General features: G+C 70.4%; 8 protein-coding genes. 5 read left to right on the top strand and 3 right to left on the bottom strand.

Annotated features, from left to right (window positions below):
* The first annotated feature begins 3 nt into the window (after nt 1-3).
* The 5 genes from AB0D85_RS42080 (at nt 4) to AB0D85_RS42060 (ending at nt 5,606) form a co-directional block, all read left to right on the top strand.
* Nucleotides 4-402: a hypothetical protein gene (locus AB0D85_RS42080; RefSeq protein ID WP_362333036.1), complete on the top strand. Its 399-nt coding sequence runs from the start codon at nt 4-6 to the stop codon at nt 400-402.
* The gene (locus AB0D85_RS42075; RefSeq protein ID WP_362333033.1) at nt 399-2,519 is read left to right on the top strand and encodes a tetratricopeptide repeat protein; all 2,121 of its coding nucleotides are present in this window, start codon (nt 399-401) and stop codon (nt 2,517-2,519) included. The genes AB0D85_RS42080 and AB0D85_RS42075 overlap by 4 nt, the downstream gene beginning before the upstream one ends.
* Nucleotides 2,520-2,775: 256 nt before the next feature.
* A complete protein-coding gene (locus AB0D85_RS42070) occupies nt 2,776-4,500 on the top strand; it encodes a hypothetical protein (RefSeq protein ID WP_362333030.1) in 1,725 nt (574 codons plus the stop codon).
* Nucleotides 4,497-5,024, top strand: a complete 528-nt coding sequence (locus tag AB0D85_RS42065; RefSeq protein ID WP_362333027.1) for a hypothetical protein — start codon at nt 4,497-4,499, stop codon at nt 5,022-5,024. The genes AB0D85_RS42070 and AB0D85_RS42065 overlap by 4 nt, the downstream gene beginning before the upstream one ends.
* Before the next feature lie 69 nt (nt 5,025-5,093).
* Nucleotides 5,094-5,606, top strand: coding sequence for a nucleoside deaminase (locus tag AB0D85_RS42060; RefSeq protein WP_362333024.1), 513 nt, complete (start codon nt 5,094-5,096; stop codon nt 5,604-5,606).
* 42 nt (nt 5,607-5,648) lie between these two features.
* Here AB0D85_RS42060 and AB0D85_RS42055 read toward each other — a convergent pair whose 3' ends face one another.
* The 3 genes from AB0D85_RS42055 to AB0D85_RS42045 form a co-directional block, all read right to left on the bottom strand.
* Nucleotides 5,649-6,140, bottom strand: coding sequence for a hypothetical protein (locus AB0D85_RS42055; RefSeq protein WP_362333021.1), 492 nt, complete (start codon nt 6,138-6,140; stop codon nt 5,649-5,651).
* A gap of 115 nt (nt 6,141-6,255) precedes the next feature.
* A complete protein-coding gene (locus AB0D85_RS42050) occupies nt 6,256-11,793 on the bottom strand; it encodes a hypothetical protein (RefSeq protein WP_362333019.1) in 5,538 nt (1,845 codons plus the stop codon).
* Nucleotides 11,794-11,857: 64 nt separating this feature from the next.
* Nucleotides 11,858-13,321 carry a hypothetical protein gene (locus AB0D85_RS42045; RefSeq protein ID WP_362333016.1) on the bottom strand — a complete coding sequence of 488 codons (1,464 nt, stop codon included), beginning with the start codon at nt 13,319-13,321 and terminating at the stop codon, nt 11,858-11,860.
* Nucleotides 13,322-13,661: the final 340 nt, after the last annotated feature.

Below are 13,661 nucleotides of genomic sequence, written 5' to 3'. Positions count from 1 at the left end.
GAGATGGCCGTGCTGGCGGGTACAGCAGGGACAACCTTGGTGACCTTGTTGACGACCGAAGTGTGGGAACGTGCCAGGGACGGCATCGCCTCTTTGTGGCGCCGTACCGAGCCTGAGCGGGCCGAGGCGATCTCCGCCGAACTCGCCGTGACCCGACGAGACCTGCTGGCCGCACAAGCCGGCGGTGACCTCGAATCCCGCCGCGAACTCGGTGCGGAGTGGCAGGGCCGCATACGACGACTGCTCGCCGCACACCCTGAGGAAACAGAAGCGCTGCGGACGCTGCTGAACGAACTGGCTCCGTACACGCCCGCAGGCTCGTCGGTGACGCAGCACGCCACCGCCTCCGGTCACGCTCGCGTCTACCAGGCCGGCCGTGACCAGAACTTCGGCCATCGGTGAACGGCCACAACGATGCCCGGGCCGATGGCCAGGGCCGCGTCTACCAAGCCACCGGCGACCAGTACATCACCGAGCACCATCACCACGCCCCCGACTGGTCCGGACCGGACTCCGTGCGCCGCCCGGCGGTCGGCCACACCCCCCTGGTGCTCCGCGACCGAGTCGGAGAGATGGACCGTCTGCGCGCCGCCGTCGAACCGGGCGTCGGCAACCGTGTCTACGTCCTTCACGGTCTGGGAGGCTGTGGCAAAACCGCCGTCGCCTACGCGCTCTTTCACTACGCCACCGACCAGGCGGGCCGGCTTGGGTTATGGGTCAACGCTTCCGACCCGGCCTCTTTGCGTGCCGCCATGCTGGCTGTTGCAGCCGATCGCGGAGCCACGGACGGTGAACTGGTGGGAGCGCGCAGCGGTCTGCGTCCCGCCGCCGATCTCGTATGGCACTACCTCGACCGCTCCGACCGCCCCTGGCTCCTGGTCCTGGACAACGCCGACAATCCCGCCATCCTCCGCGACGGCGGCTGGCTGCGTACCAGCCCCACCGGCACGGTGGTCGTCACGACCCGGCAAGCAGCGACCCACTGGTGGCCCGGTGCAGAACTGCTGCAATTCGGTGTGCTTCCACGTGAGGATGCCGCCCTCGTTCTGCGCGACCTCGCACCGCACGCCGGATCGATCGACGATGCCGCGGAGGTCGCCGACCGCCTCGGACGACTACCGCTGGCGCTGACCCTCGCCGGCGGATTCCTCGCCCACCAGGTGATCGAACCATGGAGCCTTGCCGACTACGGCCGCCGACTCGACGGCAGCACGGGGCTCGACCCCATCGACCTCATCGAACAAGGCGCCACAGCCATGGGCGGCGATTCTCGACACCTGCCCAGCCGCACCTGGCAACTCTCCCTCGACGCCCTCGCCGCACAAGGCCTGCCCGAAGCAGGCCACCTTCTGCGCCTACTCGCCTGCTGGTCCAGCGATCCGTTGCCGCTGTCCGCCTTGCACGGGGCCGAACTCGGCTCGACATTCCCGGCATCTCACGTCGAATCGGCTCTGCGCGGGCTCATCGATCACTCTCTCTCCGAGCTGGTGCCCGGGGAAGTGCGCTGCCTACGCACCCACGGCGTACTCCTCAACAGCGTGGCCCGAGCCACACCCGCCGACCAGCAGGAGCAACTCGCCTCCACTGCGGCCCGCCTGTGCCTCTCTCTATTGCCAGAGGTGCCTGACAGAGGGACGCAGACTCCCCTCGTGAACCTGCTCGCGCCGCACGTGATCGCACTTTCGCAGAGAACAACGAGTTGGGCAACCAGCCAACCAACAGTCGAAGCTGCAGCAGAATGCGCTCATCGACTTGTCACCGCAATCCATAGATCTGGCGACTATACCTCAGCACTCAGCCTGGGCAGAGACGCTGTTGAGCTACTGGAATCCCGCTTGACCGAAAGCAATATCTGGCTTATCAGGTTGCGTCAACGTGTGGGGCGATCCCTCTATCGACTTGGACGGTTCGAAGAATCCGAGGCCATTTTCCAGAAAGGCCTGGAGGACTGCGAACGAACGCTGGGACCAGCAGCACCAGACACACTGGCGGCTTGCGGAAGGCTAGCCAGTCCACTCGTCGTTCTTGGCCGAAGGCCGGATGGCGTCTCGCTGTTCCGGCGAGCGGCAGAGGGGTACCGTCAAGTACTCGGCGCCATGCATCCCCTCACGCTTGAGGCGCGATCGGCCCTCCTGGAAGTATCCCCGCAGCCGCAAGACGTAGACGCAGGACCGGACTTGGTCATGGAATGTCGTCACGAGCTCGGAGAAGACCACACCATCACGCTCGGAGCGGAACTCAACTGTGCTTTTACACTCAATCGCGCCGGGCGGCCGGCAGAGGCGCTACCGTACGTTCGCTCCGCTTCCGCAAAATTCTCACACCGATTCGGTACTGATTACCCCATCACCCTCAACGCTCGCCAAACATTGGGTGTGATTCTGCATGCTCTCGGCGAAAAGACCGAAGCAATTGAGCATCTGGAAGATGTCGTAGAAGCCCGGGCCAGGATACTCGGACCGAACCATCCGTGGACGACGCATGCGAAGGAAATCCTGGAGGGTTTTCGAGAATCATAGAGAAGTTCTCGGCTCCGCATCGGCCTATCCGGTTCCTCAGCAAGGTGGGTGGCTCAGGTCAACGACCAGTGGCACGGAGACAGCAGCAATGCACGAAGCGACTGCCTGTGAACCCGATGCGCCTGCGCCGATACATGCCTGACCCGTCACCTGTATCCGTTGTCCCCGCCACCGGGCATCAGGCTCTGTTGGCAACTCTCCTACTCCCTGCAAGAGTTGAGCGCGTCAGCTGAGGCGCAGGGGAAACGGGCGGGCCGTGATGCAGAGGCGTCGGCAGGTCGTGCTGTGCGTGTGTGCTGTCGTACTCGCCGTCCTCGCCGTCGGTTGGCCGCGCAGCGCCGATGACGTCGTCGCCGCCACCCAGTTCAGTGTCGCCTTCTTCGCCACGCTGCTCACCGGCGAAGCCGTGATCTTCGCGCTCACCTTCTCCGCGGCGAGTTCGTGGCCTTCCTTACAGGCGATTGACGGGCACATCGCCTTCCGGGAGTGGGTGCTGATCGGATGGTTCGGGGCGCTGTTCACCGGGTGCGGGCTGCTCGGCGACAGCCGGATCAGCGCGACCTACGGTGCGTTGCTGTTCCTGTTGGCGAATATCTTCGGGATCTTCTCGTTCATTCAGCTCTTCGGTCTTGCCAGTGTCGGCGGTCGTAACCGGCTGCTGTGCCGCACGCTCGCCGAGGCGCTCGGGCAGGTGGGCGTGGGTGTCGGGGCGTCGGCTCACGACTTCGAGAACAGTTCGGTTGTCAACGCCTACCTCAGTGCCATCAGTCAGGCAGTGACCAGCAACGATCCGACCGCTGTCCGCCATCTCGTGGACCAGCTGGTCGAGGCCGAGGTAGCCGTGGAGGCGGCCGACAGCGCGATCGTCCTGCACATCGACGTCCTGCACCGGCTCGCCCGCGCCGCCCTCGTCAGCGGGGCCGATCCGATCCAGGTGACCGCATGTGCTCATACCCTGGTCGATTCCGTCGTCCGGCTGTGCCGGCGGCTGCCCGAACCGGCCTCGCCGCTCGGCGCGCTCAGCCGGTATCTGGCCTGGCTGGCCGACACCGCGCTGCTGATGTCGGTCCGGGGCGTGGCCTCCAACCGGTCGGCTCGGGAGCTGGTGGCGCTGAGCACGGACGCCCGGTCGAGGATTCTGCGGTGTGTGGACCCGGACCCGAAGTCGGCGAGCGGCCCGGACGAGATCGGCACCCTGCTCCCGGAGCCGCTCCAAGCCCTGATGTGGAGCGCGGACTTCGCGGAGTTCCACGGTGCGCATCAGGCCGGTGCCCTGTACGGCGTGTACGAGATACTCACCGGCACGAAGTTCATGGGGAACTACTGGGACGGCGCGTCCATACTCACCCGGCTGCGCCGGTCGCTGTTCGGGGGCGACGACGCCGTGACCACGTCGGCGGCGGCCGCGGCGCGTGCGGCCTTCGGGAGCGTCGAGGAGTACGACCACTTCTGGGCCCTGACCTCGGTGACCGCGCTCGCCACGCTGCGGGACTGCCGGGTCGGTCACCCTCCGGAGCTCGTACGCCCCGAGTTCACCCCGGACCATCAGCTGCTGGGCGCGTATCTGCGGACGTTCGCCACCCACCGCTACTTCGGCACCGCCGAGGAGGCGCGTACGGCCCTGCTCGGACTGCTCTCCCGTACGGCCGCGGGCGGGTCGGCGAGTGAGCGGGTGCATCATGGGCGGGTCGGCCGTGCGTACCGTGTGCCCGCCCCGCATGTGGAGCCCCAACTCCGGCCCGCCGCCATGATCCTGGCCGTCGCGTGCCGGCTGGCTCCGCTCGCGCCCGGCGGGGACGACACGGAACTGCGTGGCTTCCTCGCCGCGCTTCCCTCGGTCAGTCTGAAGGTCACCGCCGGTCTGGCCGCCCGTGTCCTGCCCGGTGCGGCCGCGGTCGCGGAGACGGATCCGGCCGAGGCCGTCGTCGTAGGGCTGAGAGTGCTGACGCTGGTCGGGACGCACAGTGGGGAGGGTTCATGACGGATCCGGTCTTGGACGTGAGCGTCTGGCGCGAGCGTATGGCCGCGCTGGAGTCGGACGCGGTGACGGCCGCCGTCGTCGTGCAGTGCGATCCGATGTGGCTGCGGCCCGGTCTCCTCGGCCTCCGCAACGAGATCGACCTGGCCGTCATGAAGGCCCAGTTGCGGCGCGGCGACCGCCTCACGGTCGACCGCGTGGTCCTGCACAGTCTGCCCGTCGACTCCGCGCCCGCCGTCCGGGCGTTCGAGGAATGGCAGCTCCGGATGTCGGCCGCCGCTCTGCTGCTCTGCGCGGACGGACGGGCGGCGCCCAGGATCCACCGGCTCATCCTCGGTGGCGACCGGCCGTCCGCGCCCATCCCGGATATGGTCGAAGTGCTGGACAACGGCGACTGGACCGACCACCGGCAGGCCGGGCTGGCGCTGGACATCATCCATACGGTCGGCGCCACCACGCCCCTCACCGGCTACGACATGGACCTGGACGGACCTTTCGGCGATGCCGACCCCTCCATCTACATGTGAGCCGTCTGCATGTGAGCCATCTTCATGTGAGCGGGGCCGTGAGCGTCCCACCAGAGACTTGGAGACCAGGTGCCCTTCTCCCCCGAGACCCCCGAGGACCACGTCTTTCTCGCCCAGGCGATCGAGCTGTCCCGCCATGCCCTGGAGGACGAGGGCAAGACCCCGTTCGGCGCCCTGGTCGTCATCGACGGGGAGGTGGTGGCGACCGGTACCAGCTCGGTCGTCGAGCTCCGGGATCCGACCGCGCACGCCGAGGTGATGGCACTTCGTGCCGCGGGCAGCAAGCTCGGCCGTCACCTCATGGAGGGCGCCGTGATGTACTCCAGCAGCGAGCCTTGCCCCATGTGCCTGGTCGCCTGCTACTGGGCGCGGGTCTCGCGTCTCGTCTACGCCGCCACAAGCCACGACGTGGCGGCCAACGGCTTCGAGGACCTCCAGTACTACCGCGAACTCTCCCTCCCCAACGCGCAGCGGACCCTTCTCACGGAGACCCCGGTCGGCGGCGAGTCCCGTGAGATCGCCGCGGCGGCCCTCTCCAGTTGGGCCGACAAGCTGCCGTTCCCGGTAGAGCCCAAGTTCTGAACCCACGCGCCGGACGACGCCTGAGCACTCGGAAAGAGCTGGTCAGAACACGAAGGGGCCCGAGTACAACGCGGTGAGCGACCGGCAGGAGATCGTGATGCCGTACATCACGAATCGCAGGCTGTAGGCGCCGGCGATGGTGTCCAGGAACTCTCCGGTTGCGACCGTGCCCTGGAGCGGGCCGAGGACGAGGTCGTCGCCCGGGACGATGAGCGGGTTGATGGTTCCGGCGAAGGTGACCGGATCCCCGGTGTTGACGTCGGAGAGGACCAGGGTGGTGGTCACGCTGTTCGGCGCGGTCGTGACGGGGGCGGTGAGCCCGAGGAAGTCGACCGTGATCCACGCGTCGGTGCCGCTCTGAGCGGCCGTGAGCGTGGCGTCGGACCCGCCCAGGATTCCGCAGTCGTACCGGACCGTGGCCGAGTCCGGTGTCACGGCGCCCGCTCCCGGGGCCAGTGCCACCGTGCCCGCCAACAGCGCGGCGGAGGCGGTGGCGATCACCGTGGCGCGTAACTTCCGCTTCGTACGTCTCATGGCTCGCTCCTCTTACGGAGGGTCCCGTTCCTGACGTTGTGTCAGGTCATGGCCGTATTGACGCGCAGGGATCGTGAGAAGGCAAGCGGTATGGATGCCTGTTGCTTGCGTGGGTTCAGGACGCCAGTCCCTCCTCGACGATGTCCGCCGACTCCGCGTAGACCGTGAGGTGCGGGAGCTTGCGGTGCAGGTCTCGGAGTCGGGTGGCGGCGGCTCGGCGTTGGATGGGAGTGCCGGTGTCGCGGATCTGCTCGGCGAGGGGGCGGGCGGCGTCGGCGCCGGCCACGATTCCTACGATCACCAGGGAGAACAGCCGGGTGTCCGGATGCCCGGAGATGTTCTGGGCCGCGTACACGATGTCGACGAGGGTGCTGAGGTCCGCCGCGTCCAAGGCCACGTGGGCGGCGTTGAGTGCCGCCTCCTGCTCGGTGACGACCCGGTAGGTCTGGTCCACCGTGAGCATCCCGAGCAGGTGCAGGATCGCCAAGTGGGCTTCTCCGACCGGGTCGTCGCGTTCGGAGAGGAGTGCCTCGGCCTCGGGTGTGCGCAACACGGCCTCGTGCCGGAGCAGGTGCTCCTTGGACCGGCTCCAGGTCTCCGTGGCGGTCCAGCCGTCGACGGCCTCGCGTACGGCGTGGGCGGTCCGGTGTCCGGAGATGTAGGTGTCCAGGCCGAGTTCGTGTGCTTCCTGGAGGACGGTTCGCAGGTGGTCGAACTCCGTTCTCGGGTAGAGCAGCCGTACCGCCTGCAGCTGCTCGGTGAAGTCCGGGCGCAGTACGGTGCGCGCGTGATCGGTCAGGGCCGTCTCCTGGCCGGGCCAGTCGTCGGCGGCCAGCCAGGCGGTGAGCGCTTCGAAGGTTTCGTCGTGCAGGGGCAGCGTCGCCCAGGCCGGGAGCCGGCTGTCCGCGATACGGCCGTCGAGGACGGACCCGCGGATCGCCTGACGGGTCTCCCCCGTGGGCCAGGACCGGTCGTCGCCGGTGTTGCGGGCGGCCTCGACCAGGTGGTCACGGGCCTCGTCGGTTCGGCCCTCCTCGATGAGGGTCTTGGCGAACGCCGCCTGGATCCGGGCCTGCTCCAGGGGGGCGGCGGCCGATGCGTCGATCGCGGCGCGCCATGCGGATCGCGCCGCCGTCACGCCGCCGTCGTAGGAGGTCAGGAGGTTGAGCGCGTTCACCAGGGCCGGCACGTTGTCGGGGTCCGTCCGGGCCGCGGAGGTCCACAGCGCCACGGCCGTGGTGACGGCCCGTACGGCCGAGGGCCGGTCGCCGCTCGTGTGCAGCAGGCGGGACAGCAGGGTCTGGGTGCGGGCCAGCCGGGGCAGGAAGCGTTCCGGCTCGGCCGCGGCCAGATCCTCGTACAGGGTGACCGCCTCGGTGGCGGTCGCGATGGCTTGCGTTGTGGCTTGCGTTGCGGCGCCGTCCTCGCTCTGGTCCACGGCGAGGTTGTGGAGGGCTCTGGCCAGTTCTGCCGCGTAGGTGCCGGGTTCGTGCCGGTCCAGGGTCCGGTACAGGTCCGCGGATTCGGTGCTGGCGGCGAGTGCCGCCGTGGGGTCGTCCGCTTCGGTGTGTCGCACACCGAGGGAGTCCAGCGCGTCGGCCAGCCTCGGCAGGAACGCTTCGCGGTTCTGCCGGACCAGGGTGCGCATCTGGTCGACCGCCTCCGCCAGGGCGGCGACGGCACCGGCCGGGTCACCGGTGTCGGCCTGGGCCTCGGACAGGGTCTGGAGGGCGTCGGCGAACCTCAGCAGGTACAGGTCGGAATCCCGCAGGGCGAGGGGCCGGTAGAGGGCGACGGATTCGGTCGCGGGAGGCAATGCGGCGGACGGGTCGCCCGAGGCGCTCTGGGTGAGGGCGAGGTTCCGCAGGGCGCGGGCCAGGGGCGGTGCGGTGGCCTCCGGCTGGCGCCGTGCCAGCGCGCGGTAGCACTCGACGGCCTCCGTGACGGATGCCAGAGCGGCGGCCGTGTCGCCCGCGTCGCGTTGGTCGGTGGAGAGGTTGTTGAGCGCGTGGGCGAACCGCAGCAGCAGGCCGTCGTCACGTCGGGCGATCCCCCGCATGACGTCGACGGACTCCTTGATCGAGGCGAGTGCGGCCGCCTCGTCGCCCAGCCTGCTCCGGGTGCTCGACAGGACACCGAGCACATGGGCGTAGTCGCCGAGAAACGCGTCGGGATCCTGTTCGGAGAGGCTCCGGAAATGGTCGACCGCCTCGGTGATGGACGCCAGAGCGGCAGAGGTGTGTCCCGCGTCGCGTTGTTCCATCGCGAGGTTGGCCAACGCGCCGGCCAGCGCCGGGCGGATGTGGTCCGGCGACTCCGCGAGCAGGTCCCGGCGGATCTCGACCGCCTCGCCGATGGAGGCGAGCGCGTCGGTGTTGTCGTCCTCGTCGCCCTGAATGGTGGAGAGGGTGACGAGTGCGTCGGCCAGCAGGACACGGGGTGCCGGGAGGTTCTCGGCCGCGAGGGCCCGGAGGATCCGCACGGCTTCCCGGGCGCTGTCGAGCGCCGCGGCACGGTCTCCGGCCTCCCGCTGCTGACTGGCGAGCGTCGTCAGAGCGACGCCGAGACGGGACACGAAGATGTCGGGGCGGTCCTCGGCCAGGTCCCGCCAGCGCTGCACGGCCTCGGTGGCGGACACCAGGGCACCGGCCCTGTCCCCGGCCTGGCTCTGCAACTCCGCGAGGTCGGCGAGGGCCTCGGCCAGGTTCGGGGCCAGGTACGCGGGATTGCCTTCGGCGAGGGTCCGGTAGTGCCCGACCGCCTCCTGCATCGCCTCCACCGCCTCGGCCCGATTCCCGACCGCCCCGGTCGCCAGGGCCAACGTGTGCAGCGAGGTGACCATGTCGGCCCGGAAGGCGGAGGGATTGATTCCGTACAGGACGCGGACCTGGTCGCGGGATTCCGTGGCGGTGGCCAGTGCGCCACGGCGGTCTCCCAGTTCCTGCTGGATGGTCGCGAGGGTGTTCAGCGCATTGCCCAAGTCGCGGCCGAACCTCGCCTCGCGCCCCCGGGCGAGAATCCGGTGGAGCTCCACGCTCTCCGCGACCGTGGCCAGTGCCGTCGGTGCGTCTCCCACCTCGCTCTGCAGGAAGCCGAAGTGATGCAACGCGTGGGCCAGATCCGGCAGGTATGCCTCGCGATCGGTCTCGGTCAGCAGGCGGGAGAGGGCCACCGCTTCGCCGGCGGAGGCCAGCGCCGACGACGGCTCGTGGAGCGCGTACTGGATGCCGGCCAGCGTGACGAGCGCCTGGGCCAGGTCCTCGCGGCAGCCCTCGGGGGCGGTCCGGGACAGGGCTCGGTAGTGGTCGACCGCCTCGGTGATCGCGGCCATGGCCGCGCTTTCGGCTCCCACCTCGTTGTGACAGCGTGCCAGGGTGAGGAGCGCGTCGGCGAGATCCGACGGGCCGTCCGGGGAGGCGGACACCCGGGCCCGGCGGATGGTCACGGCTTCCTCGATCGCCGTCAGTGCCGCATGGGATTCCGCGTTGGCGCGTCGGCGCTCGGTGAGACGTTCGAGCAGATCCGCGAGCTCGGCCTCGGGTACGTCCCCGTGCCGGGCGAGGGCCAGTCTGCGGGAGTCGGTGCGTATGCCCAGGCCCGGCAGACCCGCCGCGGTGAGCGGGACGGCGTCGGACAGCCGGGTCAGCCACTCCGGGTCGGTGCTGGCCTCGACCGCCTCTTCCAGGGCCAGCAGCGCCGCGCCCTCGTCGACGATCGCGACGGACACGACCGTGTCCCAGGCGTCCTCGTCGGCCGCCATCCACTGCCGGATCGCGGTCGCCGCGATCCCCGGGCGGGTGCCGCCCGCCCGGTTCACCTGCTGCAGCGCTCGCTCGCGGCCGTCGGGGTCGAGACCTGCGACCAGTTCCGCAAGGGTCTGCTCCCCGTGGCTGAACTGGCGGCGGATCAGATGGTCTGCCACCGGGTCCGGTCGCAGGGCGAGGGGTTCGCCGGGGCCCGGCTGCAGGCAGGTGCGCAGCGTGCCGACGACGTGGGGGCGGAGGGTCCGCTCCACGTCGGCGGCGTCCAAGGCGTCACGGATCGCGGTCCGGTGGACGGCGGAGCGCACCGTCAGGCTGACGACGGCGCGGTCCAGTTCCTCGTGGACACCGTCGAGAACAGCCGCCTCCGGTTGGCCGCTGATCCTGCGGTAGACCTTGGCCCAGTGGGTGCGCTCGTGCTGCAGGACCTGGTCGTACAGTTCGTCCTGGGTGGCCGGCAGGCGTCCGGTGCCGCGCGCGGCGAGCGCGGCGAGCAGGATGTGGTCGAGCGTGGTCCACTCCCGCGGCAGGGCCGCCGTCAGAGCCTGGACGCCGAGGACTCCGGTGCCCCCAGTACCCGTCGTGGTGCCCTCGGTACCCCCGATTCCCGCGCCGTCATGGCCGAAGACCCGCAGCGCCCGGCCGAACAGATCCGTTCCCGACGGTATCTCCGGAGGCAGCTCCAGCGGAGACAGCTCGCGCACGGCGTGGCCGTCGCGCTGCCACGCCCCGCGCAGTTCCGGCAGCCACTGGCCCGCGGCCGACCTCGCCGTCATCACCACGACCGCGGGCGCGGCGCCTCGATCGAGCCGGCGCCTGAGAACGGACAGCAACCGCTCCGCCTCGCCGCTGCGTGCCTCGGCGTAGTCGAGCACGACCAGGGTCGGCGTGACCACCTCGCCCAGCCAGTCCCAGCTCGCGGAGGACCGCTCGCGCAGATAGCCGGTGCACCAGCCGTCGCGGGTGCGCAGCCGGTCGGCGAGTTCGAGGGCGAGCCGGGTCTTGCCGGCGCCGCCGACGCCGTGGACGACCACGACACCTGTCGCGGTGCCCTGTGCCACCTCACGGCACCAGGAGGTCAGCACGGTCATCTCGTCGCGGGCCTGGAAGGGGACCACCCCGTACTCCGCGCGCAGGGACCCCAGCAGTCCCCCGCTGTCGCCGCGCCACGGCTGGTAGGGGTCGCGCAACGGCAGATCGGGCGGGCGCCGGGCGCCGGGGAAGACGTCCTGGGCGCGCCAGGCCAGGCCGAGGTCCACCGCCAGGCGCCAGTTCCACTCGGCCGCGTAGCGGGCTCCCTCCCGTACGGCGTCCTCGAACTCCGCCTCGGTGCCCAGCACGGGCGCCGTCGGCAGCGGGCTGGTCATCCCTACCGGGTCGACGACCATCAGCGTGGACGGCGGGCCGTCGGGTGCGTCCTGGACCAGGTCGGCCCAGTCGCCGGGGCGCTGTTCCCAGACCGGGGTGTCCGGCAGCTCCGGTTCCGCGCCGCCGGTGTCGTGGTCGTCGACGACGACGGCGACCACCGCGTGGGCCGGCCGCCCCGGATGCGGCGAGTCCAGGATCAGCACGAGCGGCCGGAGCCCCGCGTGCAGACAGGCCGCGGCGAGGACCAGCGCCAGGTCGAGACAGGTGCCGGTGCGGGGGTGCCACAGGACTTCGGCGGGCTGTCTGACCACCTGGCCGTCCGGGTCCTCGCCCGATGCCGGGTAGGCGTAGGTGATGCCCGCCCCACGGATCGCCTCGTACACCGACCGCAGCTGCTCGACGCGGGCGGCACCGGCGGCTCCGGGCAGGCGGACCAGATCGGCCACCTCGTCCCTGAGGACGTAACGGGCCAGCCAGGACGGCTGGTCCGCGAGCCGCCACGGGGGCCACGCCTCGGTGCTCACGGCTCCACCATGGTCGCGGCCAGGGCCACCAGCACGGCCGGGGCCACCGCCACGGTCGCGGTACTCACGGCTCCACCACCGCCACGGTCTCGGTGACCGCGAGATCGCCCGCCCCCGGCACGGCACGGGCGCGGACCAGGACGTCGTACAGGCCGGGCTCCATCGCGGGGAGGTCCGCCGTGAACACCCCGGAGGACGCGTCGTGTTCCAGTCGTACGTCGGTGAGTCTGACGCGGCTGTCGTCGGCCCGACGCACGGTCGCCCACAGCGCGGGCGGTGCCGCGTCCGGCGGAGAGGGCAGTGGCGAGGGCAGTGAGGAGCCGGGGAGCGGTGCGTCTACGGCCGGGTGCTCGCGCAGCCGGACCCGCAGCGGAATCGGCTCGGCGGGGACGTGCAGTTCCTCCAGGTCCAGTCCGAGGGCCCACTGCCTTTCCCGGCCGTGCACCGGCGTCAGCGGCGCGCGGTCCAGCAGGGACTGGACCAGCGCGGGTATCCAGGACCCGTTGGCCAGGAACCCGTGGCGTTCGCGCTCCAGCCAGCCCGAGACGTCGTAGCCGTCCATCTCCTTGGGTACGGCCGAGATGGCGGGCACCGTCCCGTCCCCGTCGTCGTGTTCCCAGCCGGGCAGCTTCAGCCAGTGCGGGCGGTCCCGCCCGACCGCCAGCCGTCCGCCGGCCCATCGTGCCGACGACGGCGTCCGGTGGCTCCACCCGACCCTCGGCACCACCTGCGGCCCGCCGCGCGGGATGCCCGCCCACGCCTCCTCGATGTCACCGTGCAGGGCCGCCGCCTCCGAGGCCGCGCGGGCCCAGTCCGCCGGGAGTTCGTGCGGGCGGCGGGCCGTACCGGAGTCCTCGTCCCACACCGCCGGGTACTGGGGCAGGAGTTCGGCGACCGATCGCCAACTCGCCAGGACCCGGCTGAGTCTGCCGAGCCGTATGCCGGCGACGCGCACGCCGTTGCCCATGATCTGCAGCGCTTTGGGCGCCCCGCGATGCGGTGTGCCGGCCGTGATCAGCGCACGGCACGACGGCCAGCCCGCCAGGGGGCCCAGCCAGTAGCGGGCGACGAGTCCCCCCATCGAATGGGCGACCACGATCACGCGGCCCTCCGTCCGTCCCCCCAGGTGGGCCAGGCGCTCCTCGACGTCCGCGGCCAGCCTGGCCGCGGCGTCGGCCACGCCGAGCCTGAAGTCGTACGGGAAGACGACCAGGTCCGCGTCCAGATCGCGCCGGTCGGGATGGCCGTGGTCGATCCGCCGTAGGCCGGGCAGCGCACCGAGCGCCGCGATCAGCCGCTCGTACCCCGGAACGACCGTCCAGCCCGGCAGCAGCGAGCGCGAGCGGATCACCCCGACGGCCCGGAGCTCCTCGTCGGGAGCCAGCCGCCCGGGTGCCGCGACCAGTCTGGCGATGTCGCCGTATCCGGCATCCCAGACGGTCCGCTCCGTGCGGTCCCCGGACCCGGGGCGCTCCAGCACGCTGCCCCCGATCCCGGGCAGCACATAGACCAGATGTCGCCGCTCCATGAACACCCCCCGCTCATGACGAACCCGTCAACCCCCCTATATCCCGAACGCTTTCCGCGCAATCCGGGACACCAGGCCGGATTACCGGCACGTCCCGTTCCCCCCGGTCGCCGCGGGCCACCGTCTTCACAAGACCCTCTCCTGTGCTCAAGTTCCCCTTCAGTCAGTGGAGTTGACGCGACTTCGGTCAGAGCGGGATCATCCACTGCCAGATGCCGACGGACGAAGCCCCGCGCAGATCGCGGAGTCGTGCGCGTACCGGTCCGGTCGACCAACCGTGGTCCCGTCGTATGCACTGCCCGCTCGGCCGTTTGATCTCTTATTCGACCTTTCCGAGGTC

It is taken from the genome of Streptomyces sp. NPDC048277 (genome assembly GCF_040652235.1).
GTDB lineage: Bacteria > Actinomycetota > Actinomycetes > Streptomycetales > Streptomycetaceae > Streptomyces.
Note: the sequence above shows the minus strand (reverse complement) of the source record. Positions and strands in the feature narration are given on the sequence as shown.